The organism is Methylotenera versatilis 79, from assembly GCF_000384375.1.
Classification (GTDB): domain Bacteria; phylum Pseudomonadota; class Gammaproteobacteria; order Burkholderiales; family Methylophilaceae; genus Methylotenera_A; species Methylotenera_A versatilis_B.
The window spans coordinates 703361-722048 of the sequence record NZ_ARVX01000001.1; the positions used below are offsets into that span (position 1 = coordinate 703361).

At 43.2% G+C, this 18688-nt stretch carries 18 protein-coding genes; 6 read left to right on the top strand and 12 right to left on the bottom strand.

Annotated elements, in window-relative coordinates; all coding sequences use genetic code 11:
- Nucleotides 1-30: 30 nt before the first annotated feature.
- From ubiA to METVE_RS0103700, 12 genes are all read right to left on the bottom strand, one after another.
- Nucleotides 31-924 carry a 4-hydroxybenzoate octaprenyltransferase gene (gene ubiA / locus METVE_RS0103645; RefSeq protein ID WP_020167088.1) on the bottom strand — a complete coding sequence of 298 codons (894 nt, stop codon included), beginning with the start codon at nucleotides 922-924 and terminating at the stop codon, nucleotides 31-33.
- Entirely contained in the window at nucleotides 921-1460 is a 540-nt protein-coding gene (locus METVE_RS0103650; protein ID WP_020167089.1) for a chorismate--pyruvate lyase family protein, read from the bottom strand. Before METVE_RS0103650 ends, ubiA begins: the two co-directional genes overlap by 4 nt.
- 5 nt (nucleotides 1461-1465) lie before the next feature.
- Nucleotides 1466-3517 (bottom strand): ATP-dependent DNA helicase RecG, encoded by a 2052-nt coding sequence (gene recG, locus METVE_RS0103655; protein WP_026361992.1) that lies wholly within the window; start codon nucleotides 3515-3517, stop codon nucleotides 1466-1468.
- Between the two features lie 38 nt (nucleotides 3518-3555).
- On the bottom strand, nucleotides 3556-5793 hold the full coding sequence (locus METVE_RS0103660; RefSeq protein ID WP_020167091.1) for a RelA/SpoT family protein: 2238 nt from the start codon (nucleotides 5791-5793) through the stop codon (nucleotides 3556-3558).
- Between the two features lie 32 nt (nucleotides 5794-5825).
- Nucleotides 5826-6038: a DNA-directed RNA polymerase subunit omega gene (rpoZ, locus tag METVE_RS0103665; protein ID WP_020167092.1), complete on the bottom strand. Its 213-nt coding sequence runs from the start codon at nucleotides 6036-6038 to the stop codon at nucleotides 5826-5828.
- Between the two features lie 148 nt (nucleotides 6039-6186).
- Complete coding sequence (gene gmk, locus METVE_RS0103670) at nucleotides 6187-6822, bottom strand: guanylate kinase (protein WP_020167093.1); 636 nt, start codon at nucleotides 6820-6822, stop codon at nucleotides 6187-6189.
- A 3-nt stretch (nucleotides 6823-6825) separates the two neighbouring features.
- Nucleotides 6826-7554: a proteasome-type protease gene (locus METVE_RS0103675; RefSeq protein ID WP_020167094.1), complete on the bottom strand. Its 729-nt coding sequence runs from the start codon at nucleotides 7552-7554 to the stop codon at nucleotides 6826-6828.
- A 104-nt stretch (nucleotides 7555-7658) separates the two neighbouring features.
- Nucleotides 7659-8861 (bottom strand): hypothetical protein, encoded by a 1203-nt coding sequence (locus METVE_RS0103680; protein WP_020167095.1) that lies wholly within the window; start codon nucleotides 8859-8861, stop codon nucleotides 7659-7661.
- Between the two features lie 35 nt (nucleotides 8862-8896).
- Complete coding sequence (locus METVE_RS0103685; RefSeq protein WP_020167096.1) at nucleotides 8897-9751, bottom strand: transglutaminase family protein; 855 nt, start codon at nucleotides 9749-9751, stop codon at nucleotides 8897-8899.
- A 77-nt stretch (nucleotides 9752-9828) separates the two neighbouring features.
- Nucleotides 9829-10776 (bottom strand): alpha-E domain-containing protein, encoded by a 948-nt coding sequence (locus METVE_RS0103690; RefSeq protein WP_020167097.1) that lies wholly within the window; start codon nucleotides 10774-10776, stop codon nucleotides 9829-9831.
- The gene (locus tag METVE_RS0103695; RefSeq protein WP_020167098.1) at nucleotides 10770-12329 is read right to left on the bottom strand and encodes a circularly permuted type 2 ATP-grasp protein; all 1560 of its coding nucleotides are present in this window, start codon (nucleotides 12327-12329) and stop codon (nucleotides 10770-10772) included. The genes METVE_RS0103690 and METVE_RS0103695 overlap by 7 nt, the downstream gene beginning before the upstream one ends.
- A 279-nt stretch (nucleotides 12330-12608) precedes the next feature.
- Entirely contained in the window at nucleotides 12609-13463 is an 855-nt protein-coding gene (locus METVE_RS0103700; RefSeq protein WP_020167099.1) for a YicC/YloC family endoribonuclease, read from the bottom strand.
- Nucleotides 13464-13698: 235 nt separating this feature from the next.
- On the opposite strand from METVE_RS0103700, the gene METVE_RS0103705 reads away from it, so the two are divergent.
- The 6 genes from METVE_RS0103705 (at nucleotide 13699) to hemW (ending at nucleotide 18683) form a co-directional block, all read left to right on the top strand.
- On the top strand, nucleotides 13699-14640 hold the full coding sequence (locus tag METVE_RS0103705) for a serine/threonine protein kinase (RefSeq protein ID WP_020167100.1): 942 nt from the start codon (nucleotides 13699-13701) through the stop codon (nucleotides 14638-14640).
- Between the two features lie 84 nt (nucleotides 14641-14724).
- Nucleotides 14725-15654 (top strand): PP2C family protein-serine/threonine phosphatase, encoded by a 930-nt coding sequence (locus METVE_RS0103710; RefSeq protein WP_020167101.1) that lies wholly within the window; start codon nucleotides 14725-14727, stop codon nucleotides 15652-15654.
- Between the two features lie 129 nt (nucleotides 15655-15783).
- Nucleotides 15784-16512, top strand: coding sequence for a ribonuclease PH (gene rph, locus METVE_RS0103715; protein ID WP_020167102.1), 729 nt, complete (start codon nucleotides 15784-15786; stop codon nucleotides 16510-16512).
- A gap of 80 nt (nucleotides 16513-16592) precedes the next feature.
- Nucleotides 16593-17225: an RdgB/HAM1 family non-canonical purine NTP pyrophosphatase gene (gene rdgB / locus METVE_RS0103720; RefSeq protein ID WP_020167103.1), complete on the top strand. Its 633-nt coding sequence runs from the start codon at nucleotides 16593-16595 to the stop codon at nucleotides 17223-17225.
- Nucleotides 17222-17464, top strand: coding sequence for a hypothetical protein (locus tag METVE_RS0103725; protein ID WP_020167104.1), 243 nt, complete (start codon nucleotides 17222-17224; stop codon nucleotides 17462-17464). The genes rdgB and METVE_RS0103725 overlap by 4 nt, the downstream gene beginning before the upstream one ends.
- Complete coding sequence (gene hemW / locus METVE_RS0103730; RefSeq protein ID WP_020167105.1) at nucleotides 17442-18683, top strand: radical SAM family heme chaperone HemW; 1242 nt, start codon at nucleotides 17442-17444, stop codon at nucleotides 18681-18683. Before METVE_RS0103725 ends, hemW begins: the two co-directional genes overlap by 23 nt.
- Nucleotides 18684-18688 lie beyond the last annotated feature (5 nt).

Here is an 18688-nt window from a genome sequence, read left to right on the forward strand (position 1 = left end):
AATTTGAGTTGGTTGGATTTTGGTGACGAATTAAGCTGAAAATTTGAAATAATACTCAGCGACAAGCCCAGCGAAAATCGCTAATCCAATCCAGTTATTGTATAAAAACGCTTTAAAACAATCAGTTTTAAAGCGTTTTTGTATTAATTTATATTCCCAAAGCGTTAGCAATAATGCGACAACAAGGCCAGCATAATAATATTGCCCATAACCCATTAACTGACCAATATAAGCCAATAATCCCAACATGACGGCATAACATGCCATCACTGCAATCACATCATATTTACCAAAAAATATGGCAGAAGACTTTATGCCGATTTTCAAATCGTCATCGCGATCAACCATCGCATATTGCGTGTCGTAAGCAATCGCCCAAAATACATTTGCTGTTAATAAAAGCCAAGCTAATGGAGGAATGTAATCATTCACTGCGGCAAATGCCATGGGAATACCAAAGCCGAATGCCACACCCAAATAAGCCTGCGGAATAGCTAAAAAACGTTTGGTATAAGGATAGGTTGCGGCTAAAAACAAGGCAGCGAAAGACAATAAAATGGTGGTTTTATTAAACAATAACACCAAACAAAACGCCAACAAACTCAAACCTGCCGCCAATAAATAAGCTTCTTTTACACTTACTTCACCTGTTGCCAGCGGTCGATTTTTAGTGCGTTCGACTAAACCATCATATTTGCGATCAGCAATGTCATTTAGCACACAACCAGCGCTACGCATTAACACGGTTCCTGTCACAAAAATCAGCACAGTAATCCAATCTGGTTTACCACGACTGGCTATCCATAGCGCCCAGAGCGTTGGCCATAACAATAATAGAATGCCAATCGGCTTATCCAGGCGCATTAAACGCTCATAAGCATCTAATTTTTGGATGAATATTTTTGTATTGTTGGCTGAATTCATTTTAAAAGATTGGGCAAAAACACTTCGGTAACCAAAATAGTAGCGCAATTCAACCGAAAAACCGAACGTCGCGCCCACAAATAAGCAGGTTTCTCGCTTAAATGCTGCGCTGCTTTTTGGTACAAAACCTGATGAGGGGAAAGTTTTTTATAACTAAGCGGCGCACGTTTTACTTTAGGGTTAGCAAATAATGCAGCGCCTAAAGGCTTATTACCCAGCTTACCAAGCCCATTCCATGAGCCGCGCAAACTTGATCTTGGTAATACGCTATGCGCAAATACAACGGGTTGGCCGCCACCAAGCAATAGCACCTCGCGTATTAAAGCCGTATTGTGTGCAGGTATATGTAATAAATTGGTCTCATCCACAATCGCCTTGGCGAATTTCAACGCAACAGGTCGCACTTTAAAATCCGGGTAACGTCGCCGCAGGCTTGAAGTTAGTGAACCATGGTCAATTAACCATGGTTTTAATTGTCCAGGCAATATTGGTTTGTTTAGCCAATTAACCTTCCCTGAAGCAAATTTTACTAACATTTGATTCAAACTTTCACCAATTCACCTGCGTGACTCATCCATCTCTGTAGGTGTGCGTCTACTGCTTGCGGATAGTCGCTGATTAGTTTATCCGCTAATTTTTTTGCTGCTTCTAATAAATCCACATCGCGCTCTAAATCGGCTATTTTTAACATTGGCACACCGCTTTGGCGGGTGCCCAGAAACTCACCTGGGCCGCGCAAATTTAAATCTGCCTGAGCGATTGCGAAGCCGTCATTACTTTCGAATATGACTTTTAATCTCGTTCTAGCTGTCTCACTTAACTTGTTTTGGTAAAGCAAAATACAAGTACTCTTGGCTGCACCGCGCCCTACTCTGCCGCGTAGCTGATGCAGTTGGCTTAAGCCAGAGCGTTCTGCGTGCTCAATCACCATTAAACTGGCGTTGGGGACATCTACACCAACTTCTATCACTGTGGTCGCAACTAGCAATTGCGTTTCATTTTTGCTGAAAGCCATCATCACCGCCTGTTTTTCGGCGGGTTTCATGCGGCCATGTACCAAACCAATTTTCAACTCGGGAAAACTGGCTTGCATATGGGCAAAGGTGTCATTGGCGGTTTGCAGTTGTAAAGCCTCCGACTCTTCAATTAACGGGCAAACCCAGTAAGCTTGGCTGCCAGCCAAACAGGCTTCGCGTACGCGTTGCAGAATTTCATCACGCCGTTCATCTGAGACTAACTTGGTCACAATTGGGGTACGGCCTGGCGGCAATTCATCAATCACGGATACATCTAAATCTGCGAAATAGCTCATGGATAATGTGCGCGGAATGGGCGTGGCGGACATCATAAGCTGATGCGGTTCCGGCTCACCTTTTTTGCGCAAAGCCAAACGTTGTTGCACGCCAAAGCGATGTTGTTCGTCAATAATGGCTAAGCCTAATTTTTTGAATATAACCGCATCCTGAAACAATGCATGCGTGCCGATAGCCAATTGAGCATGTCCATTAGAGATGTTAGCAAGTGCTAACTCACGTTCTTTTTTACTTTGGCTGCCAGTAAGCCACGCAATATTGATATTGAGCGGTTTTAACCACATTTCAAATTTTTTAAAATGCTGTTCGGCTAAAATTTCTGTGGGTGCCATGAGCGCCACTTGCCAGCCATGCTCAATCGCTTGCAACGCAGCCATACACGCCACAATCGTTTTTCCGCTACCGACGTCGCCTTGCAATAAGCGCTGCATCGGGTGCGGTTGAGTCAAATCATGACTGATTTCTGCCACGACTTTTTTTTGCGCACCAGTTAAATCAAAAGGCAAATTTTCAAGCATTTGATGGGTTAATGTTTTGGAAATTGCGATTGCGGGCGCGTTAATGCTGCGTCTTTTAGCATAAAGTTTACGCATTGAAAGTTGTTGTGCCAGCAATTCATCATAGGCCAAACGGCGCCATTCTGGCGTGGTGTGAGTTTCTAAGGCGACTAAATTGGCATCGGGCGCGGGGTTGTGCAAAGCAAGGATACTTTCGGCAAAACTGTGCAGATGACCATTCAAGCCAGGGTGCCTATAAACACCAACGGGCAAGGTTTCGGCTAGTGCATTTTGCTGAATCGCCAGTGCAATCGCCTTGCGGATGGTGGGTTGCGTTAAGCCAGCTGTAGTGGGATAAATCGGGGTGAGTGTTTCAGCCACTCTTGTGCTTTCACCCGCAACTTTGCATTGCGGATGCACCATCTCATAACCAAAAAAACCATGCCGCACTTCACCATAAACGCGTAATTTTGAGCCTTCTTTCAACGCGGCAATTTGACTGGGATAAAAGTGTAAAAAACGTAAGGTTAATTGCCCGCTAGCGTCTTCAATGCGCGCAATTAAGGCTTTGCGTGGCTTGTAAGTGACTTCTGCGTGGATAATTTCGCCTTCTATTTGTACGGTATCGCCAAGGTGCAAATCGCGAATGGTGGTAATGCGCGTTTCGTCCATATACCTTAATGGCAGATGCAGTAAGAGATCTTGAATATTTGAAATGCCCAACTTTTGCAGATTGGCGACCAGCGGTTTTGAGAAAGCTTTGATTTCAGCTAGTGTGGTCATAGATTTACTAAGCGCGGGCATGCCCAAAAATTAAGCACTTACTGAATACGATTTTCTGAATTGCCGCCTTTTACTCGATTAATGCGCACGACATTGGGGATTTTGCGTAAATTACGCATCAAACCTGCCAGATGCACGCGGTTGCTCACTTGCACGGTAAAGTTCACATTGGAATATTGACTGCCATCAGACTCTTCAACACTGACGTTATCAATATTAGATCCTGCATCCGAAATGCCTGCCGCAATTTTTGCCAGCATGCCGCGTTCATTCGCAACTACTATGCGCACGTTTACTTTAAACAGTTTTTTATTATCAGGATCCCACTCCACATCCAGCCATTTATCAGGATCCAGCTTGAATTTAGCCACCGTTGGGCAATCATGCGTGTGAATAATTAAGCCTTTTTCTTTGTTAATAAACCCTAAAATAGGATCACCTGGTATTGGCGTGCAACACTGCGCAAATTGCACTGCCATACCTTCAGAGCCACGAATGGTAATGATATCGAGCGGTTTTTTGGTTTTGGTATTCTCAACATTAGTTAACTCTTGACCGATTGCAACTAATTGATGCGCAACCATCAAGCTCATGCGTTTGCCCAAACCAATTTCTGCCAAAATATCCATTTTATTTTTAGCGCCATAATCACGCATGACTTTTTGCCATTGTTTATCACTAATCAAGCTGGTATCCACATGCAAAGCGCGCAAAGCCAGATTCAACATACGCTCGCCCAAATGCGCCGATTCAGATACTTGTATGGTTTTTAAATAATGGCGAATATGTGAACGCGCCTTGCCCGTGACCACATAATTCAGCCAAGCAGGATTGGGTTTAGCCAACGCAGCAGTGATAATTTCCACATGATCGCCATTGCGCATTTCTGCGCGTAGCGGCGCTAGCTCATTATTGATTTTAACCGCCACACAACTGTTGCCTACGTCAGTATGTACCGCATAGGCAAAATCTACCGCGGTTGAGCCGCGCGGCAAAGCTAGAATATTGCCTTTTGGCGTAAATACATACACTTCATCGGGGAATAAATCCACTTTGAAGTTTTCTAAAAATTCGTAACTGTCTTCGCTCTCTGTTTGAATCTCTAACAAGCGTTGCAGCCATTGATGCGTCTGTTGCTGCAAGGCGGTTAAATTCGCATCCGATGTTTTGTACATCCAATGTGCGGCAACGCCAGAATTAGCGACGCTATGCATTTGTTCACTACGAATTTGCACCTCAATTGGCGTACCAAAAGGGCCAAACAAGGTGGTATGTAAAGATTGATAACCGTTGGCTTTAGGAATCGCAATATAGTCTTTGAATTTACCGGGAATCGGTTTGTAAAGCGCATGCAAATGACCTAGCGCCAGATAGCAATGCGCCATATCTTTAACCAAAATGCGAAAGCCATAAATATCGTGGATCTGCTCTAGCGAACTGCCTTTGCTGACCATTTTACGATACACGCTGTACAGATGTTTTTGGCGGCCTTTAACATCCGCCTCAATTTGCACATCTTCTAAACGGTGTTTGATTGCATCTAAGATCTTGGCGATGACCTCTTTACGATTACCACGCGCAACCATAATGGCTTTTGACAACACGCGATGGCGCATGGGATACAAATATTGAAAACTTAAATCTTCCAACTCTTGATAAATGACATTCAACCCAAGTCGATTGGCGATTGGCGCGTAGATTTCCAACGTTTCACGGGCGATACGCTTTTGCTTCTCGGGCCGCATGGATTCCAGCGTTTGCATATTATGCAATCTATCGGCCAATTTCACCAAAATCACGCGCACATCTTGGCTCATCGCCAACAACATTTTGCGGAAATTTTCGGCTTGTGCCTGGGTTGCAGTTTGCAGCTCAATTTTATCTAGCTTAGTTAAACCATCGACTAGCGTGCCCACTTGCTTGCCGAACTGCTCTGCAATTTCAGATACCAACACACCAGTATCTTCTACCACGTCATGCAATAAAGCTGCCAATAATGTGGGTAAATCTAAATGGAGTTTGGCGAGAATACAAGCGACTGCTACAGGATGCGTAATGTACGGCTCACCGGTTTTGCGCATCTGGCCTTCATGCGCCTTCGCTGCATAGCGATAAGCCGCCCACACTTGTTCAATGTCGGCTTGGCTAAAATACTCTTTTAATAATAAGGTGAGTTGTGAAGTTTCAGAATCTGCCGGCAACAAGTGTGGCTCGGCAGGTTGAAATGTGTCGATTGTCTGTTTATGAATGCCGTTTTTGGTTGCTGATTTTGGCATTGAATTGCATGCTTAAATACGGACGAAAATACTTAAGAATGTGTGCGGTTTAAGATTTCTACGCCCACTTTACCCGCAGCAATTTCACGCAAAGCCATCACCGTTGGCTTGTCTTTTTGGCCAGTAGTGTGCACTAATGGATCTGATCCGTTAGCCAATTGGCGCGCACGATATGCCGCAACTAAGGTTAATTGAAAACGGTTTGGGATTTTATCTAAACAATCATCTACTGTAATACGTGCCATGGTTTTTACCTTTAGGTTAAGTTTTAATTAAATAAAACTTTAAATACTGAGTTTTAAATCAATGTGGTTAAAATTTAGATTAACACTGGATTCACCCCAAAAGTTAACCTATTTTTAGGGTTAACTATTTGAATAGAATGATTATTGTCTAAGTTAATTGTTTAACCAGCGCAGCATAACGCTGTAATTGTGACTGGGTTTCTAATCTGCAAGTGCGAATAATCGCCATTAAATCTTGCAAAGCCACATCGAAATTATCGTTAATTGTAACATAATCGAACTCGACCACATGACTCATTTCTTCGCGCGCAGCGGCAACGCGTTTATTAATCACTTCTGTCGTATCTTGACCACGATTATTCAGCCTAAATGCCAATGTTTCGACCGACGGCGGCAAAATAAAAATGCCAATACTTTCTGGATAAATCTCACGCACTTGCGCCGCACCCTGCCAGTCAATCTCTAAAATAACATCATAACCAGCCTGCAATGCGCTATCTACCGCCGCTTGCGAGGTGCCATATTTCGCGCCGTGCACATCTGCGCTCTCTAAAAATCCGCCATCATTTAAAATGCTTAAAAATTGCGTTTCATTCACAAAATGATAATGCACGCCGTTTTCTTCGCCTACTCTTGACGCACGGGTTGTATGTGAAATGGACAATTTGACTTGCGCATCGTGCGTCAATATCGATTTGACCAAACTCGTTTTGCCCGCACCAGAAGGCGCTGTGACGATAAAAAGGTTACCTTGAACCTGATCTAAAACCAAACTTAATGTCATGCTTTAACACCAATCCGGACTTGGTAGCGCCGAAAAAACTTGCTTCAATCCAGTGCCCCAACCTTGCCTGATTGCGGAAAAATAAGGATCACTTTCGGTAATACGTTGCTTGCAATCCGCATGCAAACTATCTGTACGATAAATCAGTAAATCAATTGGTGCCGCGACTGAAACGTTACTGCGAATGGTGGAATCAAATGAAACCAGTAAACATTTCACCGCATCCATCATATCGGTATCGTATTTCACCACACGGTCGATAATCGGTTTGCCGTATTTGGTTTCGCCAATCTGAAAGTAAGGCGTATCTTGGCCGATTTCAATAAAATTACCTGCTGCGTACACTTTGAATAATCGCGGCATTTCGCCTTTAATCTGGCCGCCGATCAGAATAGTGGCGTTGAAATCAATATCGTGGTCTTTTAAAAACGCACCATCGCGTGCAAAAGATGCGCGTATCTCATCACCGACCAGCGATGCTGCTTCAAACAGGCTGCCTACGTTTTTTAGGTGCTTGTTATCAGGATCCATTAATTTAAGTTTTAATGAATTGACGACAGATTGTGTAACGGCTAGATTTCCTGAGGTCATTAACACGATTACGCGCTCATCTTTCACCTCAAAAATATGCATTTTTGGCGCAATTGCCACCTGATCGATTCCCGCATTGGTGCGAGTATCGGATGCGAAAACTAAACCTTGCTCTAATGATATGCCGACGCAATATGTCATGATAATGATGGAGATACGGAATTTGCTAAAAACAAATCATACCATTTTGAATAATGGCTGATGGCGAAATTAATAAAATTTACTGGCTTTTTAATCTGATTTAACTACATAAATCCAGCGGCCTCGGTCAATTTAGCGACGTTTTCTTGAGTAAAAAATCCATCAAAACTACCGTAACGCTGCACATATTCGATGATCAAAGAAGAATGTTCAGAGGCGTTTGAGAATATTTGTTTAAGGCCTTGCTCTTTGGAGCCAATCACATCCAGCAAAAAGCCTTTGCCGTTTTCGGCAATCGCATCCACCACAAAATCAATATTCTCTTTACCCCTATGTTCGCCATCTTTTACCGAAATCGCCATATGGTGCAAACGCGGGCCGTAATTGCGTACAAACGTTTCTGTCGGCGAAGGCAAATGTTCTAGATGGTTAATAAAATAAGGCGTGTTGTTAGCGGTGAATACTTTTGCTGGACTTTTAGATTCTGGAATCGGATGCGTGCTTTTGGTTACATTTGTGGATGAGTTTTGGTCTTTAATATTATAGGCGCCCCAAAAATAATAGCTGGATAGCGACAGATATTCCAAAATAGCCACTTCACGGTTTTGGCTGTAAACCCGCGTAGCTAAATGATCTAACGGTAATAATAAATCGGTTACGCCTATTTTTGTTTGCAGCGTTTTCGCTTCTTCATAAGCAATTTGCACATCGGCTTTAATCATGCTGACGCCCAGCGCATACACTCTTAATTCGTCGGGTTTTCGCTCTAAATAGCCGACAATATTGTGCGTATATGGCGATGGCTTGCTAATGGCGACATTGCCCGGCAACTCTAATTTGCGCACTTCGTCTTGATTAAAAAAGCGAAATCCACGCTGCGCTTGCAATTTCACCACGCTATGTAAATCGTTCACGCGGATAATCTCGCCCATATAACGACTGTTCGGTTTTTTCGCACCGATTGGATACACTTCATTCAAACTTCTGAAAATACCGCGTAAGTTAGGATCTTTTACTTCGCGCAACAAAATATCGGGTGAATTCAAATCGATGCGCAATATATGCGTTAAATGTTGCTCGGTTTCCAGTGTCACCATGTAATGATACGGCGTCATCAATGCCAGTTCGGCGATATATTTGGTCGCGTGTTCTGGATCAACCGAAATCATCAGCGCATCAATTTCATGAATCATGCTGGTTAAACCCAACTGGTCACGCTCTTCTAACAAGCGGATTAAGTTTTCCTCAAAAAACGGGGAATTTTCTTTATCGCCATGGCGAATGGATTGCAGTGAGTTAACGGTCATAAATGCTTAAATTATTACTATCCAAATAGTTTTAATTATTGCTGCGCATGTTGGGCTTGTTGAATTAACTGCGCCTGTTTGAGTAATTCGATTTGATTCAGTTTATGTTTTTGATGGATTGGCACGCCAGCTTGATTCACCACCACGCTAGTGGCCATGCCCTCTGAACCACCGCCAGAACGCATGCCCGTGACAGGGCTGGCGGTACGATAATCTAAACCAGTCGCCAAACGCACATACGTTTCGCCCGCATGGCAACCGTTGGATACATCGATACTTTGCCAAACGTTATCAAACCATACATCGACCCACGCATGACTTTGCATCAAACTGCCATCTTGGGTGAATAAATATCCGCTTACATAACGTGCCGGATAACCCAAACTGCGGCAACAGGCAATAAACACATGCGCATGATCCTGACACACGCCTTGCCCCAACCTAAAAGCCTCGATCGCGGTAGTCGTCACTTCAGTTGCGCCAGGAATGTAACCGACTTTATCCACCAATCCATGCATTAAGTCATCAATTGGCTTATGCTTGAAAGCCATCGCAAAATCTTTAATGGCGGCATCCGCCAAGGTTAACGGTGTATCTCGCATAAAAATAATCAGAGGCAACGGTTGCTCTTGCGAATAATCATTGACGCCAGTTTCCACCTCGCCCACTACTGTCACGCTTAACTCCGTATGCGGCGTATCGACCACCAGCGTATGCGTGGTATTACCAAAAGCATCTTCAAATTCATGCATTTGGCCTTGCACTTTAATATCCCAATATTTAACGTGCTGACCAAAACCGCTTTGCGGCGTAAGACGCAGTTGCTGAATCGTATAATTGACCGGCGTGGTATAGACGTATTGCGTATGATGTTCGATAGTAAGGCGCATAATTTTGCTTTTAAATTGTTTACTTTTTTTAACTGCTGACTGATTAATTAATGACTAAGTTAGCGTTGTTAATTTTGTTAACTTGGATTAATACTTAAAAACGCCCGTTGAATTTCGGCACCTAATAGATTGTTAGAGTCGATAAAGTCGCTTAAAAACTCATGTAAACCTTGTTGGAAAATGTCCTGCATTTTTCCGTAACGCAATCTAGAATGCAGTTCGCCCGAAAGCCTTCTACACTCGGTATGACGATTACCAGAAAGCTGATCTAATATCGGACTGATTTCGTCTAAACAAGCGTGTAGCGAGCGCGGCATATCGCGTCTTAACACCAATAATTCGGCTACGCGCCACGGCACGATCGTATCGCTGAATATTTTTTGATACGCTTGGAACGCAGAAACTGAACGTAACACCGCACTCCATTCGTAGTAATCTACCGCGCCGCCAACTTCTTCCTGCTCTGGCAATAACAGGTGATATTTCACATCTAATAAACGCGCAGTATTGTCCGCACGCTCAATAAACGTGCCTAAGCGCACAAAACTAAACGCATCGTCGCGCAACATCGTGCCAAAACAAACGCCTCTAAATAAATGTGAGCGCGCTTTTACCCAATCACAAAACTCGCGCAAGCCATTTACCGCGAGATCTTGGCCATTAAACTGCTCAAACTCAAGCCATAATGCGTTGATATTCTCCCAAGTTTCCGATGTCATCGCCACGCGCACAGCCCGCGCATTTTCACGCGCATTGCGTAGTGCGTTATAAATGCTGGATGGATTATCTGGATCCATCGCCAGATAATGAATCACATCAGAAGCTTTAATATCGCCATATTCCGCTTCATATTCGTCTACGTTGCCAGAAATTTCCAGCGCAGGCAACCAAAGCGCAGCTTCACTTTCAGCCGCGTTTGGCACTAAAGACATGCTGTAAGTGACCTCCAACACGCGGCCCATATTTTCTGCACGCTCAATGTAGCGCGCCATCCAGTACAGATGATCAGCGGTTCGACTTAACATACGGACTCCGCCTTGATATTTTTTACCTGTTTTTGAGTGTTAACTTCTGTTTCGCCAGCTGCTTGTCCTGCTGCTTTTTGCGCATTTTTAGGTGTTAACTCTTTTGGCTCTAATGCATCACTTTCTAATACCCAAGTATCTTTAGTGCCGCCGCCTTGCGATGAGTTCACTACTAGCGAACCTTCTTTCAGCGCCACGCGACACAAAGCGCCTGGTACCAATGTGACCGTTTTGCCAGATAATACGAAAGGTCGCAAATCGACATGACGCGGCGCAATACCCGCCTCGACCAAAGTTGGGCAAGTAGAAAGCGCTAATGTCGGCTGCGCGATGTAATTGGAAGGTTTAGATAAAATGCGTAACCGGAATTCTTCAATCTCTTTTTTAGTGGCCGCTGGCCCAACCAACATGCCATAGCCGCCAGAACCTTGCACTTCTTTAACGACCAGTTCATGCAGATGCTCTAAGGTATATTGCAGCTCATCTTCTTTGCTCAATTGATAAGTCGGTACGTTTTCCAGCAAAGGCTCTTCGCCTAAATAAAACTTGATCATTTCTGGCACGTAAATATAGGTCGCTTTATCGTCTGCAACGCCTGTACCCACGGCATTTGCCAAAGTCACACCACCGTTTCTATACACAGACAATAAACCCGGCACGCCCAACATAGAATCTGGATTAAACACCAGCGGATCAATATAATCGTCATCGATACGTCTATAGATCACATCCACACGTTGCGGGCCTTGCGTGGTGCGCATATACACCGCGTTATTGCGCACAAATAAATCTTGGCCTTCCACTAGCTCAATACCCATTTGTTGGGCGATAAAAGCATGCTCAAAATAAGCACTGTTACAAGCGCCTGGCGATAACAATACGACAACTGGATCATGCACACCAGTTTGCGCAACCGCGCGTAGGTTTTTCAGTAACACTTGCGGATAATGATCGACTGGCGCGATGTGATAACGGCGGAATAACTCAGGGAATAGCCGCATCATCATTTTGCGGTCTTCTAACATGTACGACACGCCTGATGGCGTACGCAGATTGTCTTCCAACACATAAAATTGTGATTCCGAAGTGCGCACTAAATCAATCCCTGCAATGTGCGCGTAGACTTGGTTTGGCACATCGACACCAAACATTTCTGGACGATATTGGCTGTTGGCTAAAATACTGGTTGGCACGATGCCCGCTTTGATAATTTCCTGGTCGTGGTAAATATCATGCAAAAACATATTTAAGGCACGCACGCGTTGAATAGCGCCGGCAGACAGTTTTGCCCATTCGGTCGCAGAGATCAAACGCGGAATCACATCAAACGGAATCAGGCGTTCTGCGCCATCTTCTTCACCATACACATTAAAAGTAATGCCCACGCGGCGGAACAATAATTCCGCTTCTTGACGTTTACTTTCTAATTGATGATGTGGAATATCTTTTAACCAATCCTGATAAGCCGTATAAATATGACGCACTCGCGTTTCATCTACATTGGCTGAATCCAGTTGCATTTCATCAAAAAATGATTGAAGTGATTTTTGCATAATTAAAATCTTTGCTTAATATAAAACACTTATTGGTTTGAATGCTGGACTAATATAAAAGCCCAATATAAAAGCTTATGCAAGGCGTATGCCAGTTAATTTATTTAATAAAATCAACTATTTAGAATAATATTTTTTAACACCTCGAAAATATGCACAGATTTAGTGCGTGACAAAAGTGGTTTTTTAAACGCACGCAACAGATTAGTGCGTGCTTTGGGGATTTAGTTTTATGCGATTCGGTTAAAAACCGTTATTTAAAGGAGTTTTTAAGGATATTTATTCAATATTTTGGATTTGTTCGCGCATTTGCTCAATCAACACTTTCAGTTCCATTGAGATTTTGCTGGTTTCAATCGCTACCGATTTCGAACCTAGCGTGTTCGCTTCGCGATTCATTTCTTGCATTAAAAAGTCTAAACGCTTACCCACCGCGCCGCCACCTTGCAAAATACGTTTCACTTCCGAGATATGCGAGCTTAAGCGTGAAAGCTCTTCATCTACATCGATGCGCTGCGCATACAAAACCATTTCCTGCCGAATACGGTCATCGTCATGGCTATTGGTCGCTTCATGTAACTTAACACTCAATTTTGCTTGATATTGTGTAATTAAGTTGGGCATCATCGGTTTTACTTTTACAACGTGCTGCTCAATTTGTTGCAATCTATCCAAAATAATCGCTTTTAAATTTGCGCCTTCACGCCCGCGCGCATCGATTAGATTCTGCAAAACTTGATTCAATAGCTGCTTAAAATCTATCTCCAATGCATCGTTATCCAGCGCATCTGCCATCATCACACCCGGCATGCGCAAAATATCCAACATATTCACTGGCTGCGTATGTGGAAAATATTGCGCGGCGGTTTTAGCGCTTTCTGCAATTTGTTGCAACACTGTATGATTCAACTGCGGCGCGGCATCTGCGCCAATTTCACGCATTAAGTTCATGCGAATATCTACTTTACCGCGACCTAATTTAGCTTGCACCAACTCGCGTGCAGTTGCCTCAAACTGGCGTAAATTGTCATCCAGCTTTAGTTGTAATTCTAAGTAACGATGATTTACCGAACGGCATTCGATTAATAAAACGCCATTTTTAGTATGGCTTTCAAGTGAAGCGTATCCGGTCATGCTTAATATCATTGGGTGTTTCCTAAAGTAACGACTTAACCTGCCGTTTAATGTAATTTCTTAAAGTAACTTGTAACAATTGTAGCAAACAACTATGATTTAATTATGATTTAATGCAAATTGTGTGTGAGAATCACTTTAATTTCTGTATCATGGAATCTCATTCTTTCAGTACAATTAGCGCATTAAATTGACTGTGTTTGATTAAACTAAACTGTTATTAAACTAATTTTAGATGGCCACACTTAAAAACCTATCTTTGCCTATCGGCTATATTCTGCAAGATTACATTATCACGCGGGTGTTAAGCACTGGCGGCTTTAGTTTTGTCTATCTTGCGCAAGATATGAACAAAAATATCGTGGCGATTAAAGAATACATGCCGACTGGCTTAGCCTTGCGTGAAGATGGCGCAACGGTATTATTAGGCAGCGATGACGATGCTGCAACGTTTAAACACGGTTTAAAATGTTTTTTTGAAGAAGGTTTAGCGCTAGCTAAAATTGACCACAAAAACATCGTGCGCGTGCTGAATTTTTTCAGAGAAAACAACACTGTTTACATGGTGATGCAGTACGAGCGCGGCAAATCCTTGCAAGATTTTATTCTGTCGCAACCAGAACCGGTAAATGAAAGATTCGTGCGCCGTGTATTTGGTGAGCTTTTGAATGGTTTGCGCGAAGTGCATACACAAAAATTGCTGCATTTGGATATTAAGCCAGCCAATATCTATATTCGTTTAGATGGCTCTCCTGTGTTACTCGATTTTGGCTCTGCGCGCCAAACACTCACGCAAACGCAATCTAAATTATCCCCTAGCTATACGCCAGGCTTTGCCCCGCCAGAACAATATTTTGAGCGTAAACAATTAGGCCCTTGGAGCGATATTTATAGCGTGGGCGCTAGCATGTACTCTTGCTTGGCAAGGTCTGCGCCAATGGCCGCCAATCAACGCGCCAAAAAGGATTTTTTAGCGCCAGCAGCAAAAGTAGGTAAAGGTATTTATACTCAAGAGTTACTGCAGATTATTGATAACTGCTTAAAATTAAACTACATGGAACGGCCACAAAGCGTGTTCTCATTACAGAAAACATTATTTGAAGATGTGCCGCCATTAGTGGTTAAGAAACCCAGCTTGGCTGAAAAAATCAAAGATGTTTTAAGTAAGCCGCTTTAAATTCAGTCAATTTAAGTTTAATATTAAAACCAGTGAATTTAAACCAGTTAAATATTAGAATATCTAAATAAAACAATCGCTTAAATGAAATTTTCTATTTATCAAAATAGCCGTCAAGGTCCTAGGAATTACAACCAAGACCGCTTGGCTTATTCCTACAGCAAAGATGCTTTGCTATTGGTATTGGCAGACGGCATGGGCGGTCATCGCAATGGCGAAGTGGCTGCACATTTGGCGGTTAAAACTTTAACCGATGCTTTTCAACGTTTAGCCGTACCTTTTTTAAGCAGTCCTGCCAAATTTCTAATCGATCATATTCAGCAAGTGCACGATATGATTGATAACGTCACACAAAGTGAAGAGTTAATCGAATCGCCGCGCACAACCATCGTTGTGGCGATTATTCAGCGTGGTTTTCTATATTGCGCGCATGTCGGCGATTCTCGTTTGTATCATTTCCGTGATGGTCATCTACTGTTCCGTACCGAAGATCATTCTGTTGTGCAATCGCTATATAAAAAAGGCATGATCACCAAAGAAGAAATGGCGACGCATCCTTACAAAAATAAGATTTACAACTGTTTAGGTGGCGAAACGCCGCCGCAAATTGATTTATCTGACCGTTTTGAGTTGCTAGAAGGCGACACCATTTTGTTATGCACCGATGGCGTTTGGGGCGTATTGAGCGATGTACAAATCAAAGAGATTATTCAGCGCAATATCGTGATTGCGGATGCCATGAATAAGTTGATGGACAACGCCGAATTTGCCAGCGATGAACGCGGCGACAATATGAGTGCGATTGGCTTGCAATGGGGCGATAGGCAACAAAGCACTGATGCGGTTTCTACCCAATTGATGCCTTTGGGCGAAACCACCACCATTATGAATACCGTGCAGCAACAGACAAATGATGAGATGAATCTGCAAGATCTTTCTGATGACGATATTGAAAATACTATCGCCGAAATTCAAAACGCTTTGAATAAAACGCAGCAGAAACCAAGAATCTAGTCGATTTTTAGGCTAATTTTAGGGTTAAGTCATAGCTCGCTTTAACAGACATTCAGTTTTAACAGCATAGCAATAATGCATAGCTTATAATGTGTCTTTACTTAACGCACATTTATTAAAGTCATTACCATGCAATCAACTATCCGCCCAAGCCAACGCGCCACTAATCAATTACGCACTGTAGAAATTATCCGCCATTACACCAAACATGCCGAAGGTTCGGTATTGGTTAAATTTGGCGATACGCACGTGCTTTGTACCGCCAGTGTAGAAGAAAGAGTGCCAGGCTTTTTAAAAGGTAAAAATCAAGGCTGGGTAACTGCAGAATACGGCATGTTGCCACGTTCAACGGGCAGCCGCATGGATAGAGAAGCGGCAAAGGGCAAACAATCTGGCCGCACGCAAGAAATTCAACGTTTGATTGGTAGAAGTTTACGCGCCATTATTGATCTTGAAAAACTAGGCGAACGCAGCGTGCACATTGATTGCGATGTGATTCAAGCCGATGGCGGCACACGCACTGCCAGTATTACGGGTGCTTTTGTGGCATTAAACGACGCAATCTCTACACTTTTAGCTAGTGGAAAAATCACTGAGAATCCGCTTAAACAAGCAGTTGCCGCGATTTCTGTTGGCGTTTATAAAGGCACGCCTGTGTTAGATTTAGATTATATTGAAGATTCTGATTGCGATACAGACATGAACGTCGTCATGACCGCAGATGGCGGCTTTGTTGAGATTCAAGGCACAGCGGAAGGCGAACCTTTTTCGCGCGAAACCATGAATGCGATGCTGGATTTAGCCGCCAGCGGCATTGGTGAATTGCTGGTGATGCAGCAAACTGCTTTGGCACGTTAGTACATTGTTACGAACCAATCGATAAAGAAATCAGTCAATTTGCAGAATTAACCTGATTGTTAATTGGGAAATTAATTACCATGAATAAACTTGTGATTGCATCGAATAATCAAGGCAAATTGCTTGAAATTCAAGCATTGTTATCTCCACTTAATATTAAAGCGCTACCGCAAGCAAGTTTAAAGATTCAAGAGGCAGAAGAGCCGCATTTCACCTTTATCGAAAATGCGCTGGCCAAAGCGCGACATGCCAGCTTGCACAGTGGATTAGCCGCATTAGCAGATGATTCAGGCTTGTGTGTTGAAGCTTTGCAAGGTCGGCCTGGTGTTTATTCGGCACGTTTTGCCGATATGCTGAATCCTGAAGATTGCGCTGAAACAAATGCCGAAAAAATAGGCCGCGATGAAAAAAATAATCTAGCTTTATTAAGTGCGCTGGGAGACCAAAGTAATCGCAACGCTTATTATTATTGTGCGCTGGTATTAGTGCGCCGGCATGATGACCCGCAACCCATCATCGCAGAGGGCTTCTGGTCAGGTGAAATTTTAACGGCGCCTAGAGGCTCAAACGGTTTCGGTTACGACCCTTTGTTTTTAGATGCTAATCACAACAAAACAGGCGCAGAATTAAGCACCGAAATCAAAAACAAAATCAGCCATCGCGGGCAAGCATTGCAACAATTAATGATTAAAATCAAGGCATTAAACGTATGAAAAAACTACCAATCTGGTTACGAGATGACGGCAGCATTGTCTCTTGCACCGAAAAAATCAAAGTGATGCGCGAAAATTTTGAAGAGATTCAACAAATCGCCCAAGATGCATTTGAGGATGGATTATTGCTGGAAGTCTCTGAAACGCAGATGCGCGATGCTTTGCATCAGCTCGTCGATCAGTTAATTAACCCTTATCTAAAAACCAAAGCGGCCCTTGAAAAAAGTTATACCAATTAAAGCGGATACGCTTTTCAATTCGCAAATTGAGCCCATCAATAGCACATCACCACTTTTAGGTCATGCAACATTATCAGGCCTGACCAATCCGCCGCCCTTGTCGCTGTATATTCACATTCCGTGGTGCGTTAAAAAATGTCCATATTGCGATTTTAATTCGCATGAATCACGTACGGACATACCTGAAAAGCGTTATGTAGCGGCGTTAATTGCCGATTTAGAACAGTCCGTGCCACGCGTTTATGGGCGCAAAATTAGAAGTGTGTTTTTTGGTGGCGGTACGCCGAGTTTATTTTCGGCTGAATCGATTGACGAGATTTTGAGCACTGTGCGCATGTTAACTCCGCTTGAATACGGCGCAGAAATAACATTAGAAGCAAATCCTGGCACGGTGGAAATTGGCCGTTTTGCTGGCTATAAACAAGCTGGCGTTAATCGCATCTCGCTGGGCATTCAAAGTTTTAATGCGGATTATTTAAAAGCACTTGGTCGCATTCATGATGACAAGCAAGCGATTGCAGCTGCTGAGCTGGCACTTAACACCTTTGAACGCGTGAATTTAGATGTGATGTATGCGTTGCCGAACCAATCGCTAGCGCATGCTTTACAAGATGCAAAACAGGCAGTTGCGCTAAATCCGGATCATTTATCGTTTTATCATTTAACGCTGGAACCCAATACGCCGTTTCACCGCACGCCGCCTAGTTTGCCTGATGATGATTTGAGCGCTGATATGCAAGAACAGATTGAAGCGTTGTTGGCTGAACATGGTTACGAACATTATGAAACATCGGCTTTCTGCAAGCCAAACTCTCATGCAAGGCACAATCTTAATTATTGGCAATTTGGTGATTATTTGGGCATTGGCGCGGGCGCGCACAGCAAATTAAGTTATCACGATAAAATCATGCGCGAAACGCGGCATAAACATCCAAAAGCGTTTATGGAAAATGCAGAAGCTGGCAATGCTGTAGATAATAGCTGGTTGATTCCGCAAGCAGATTTGGGGTTTGAGTTTATGATGAACGCACTGCGATTAACGAGCGGTTTTGAGACAAAATTATTTCAGGAACGTACGGGTAAATCCATACAAACCATTAGCTCTGGTTTACAGATTGCTTTGCAGAAACAATTGATCTTGCAAGATTTGCAACGCATAAAACCGACTTTACTGGGTCAACGTTATTTAAACGATTTATTAGAACTGTTTTTGATTTAAGCTTT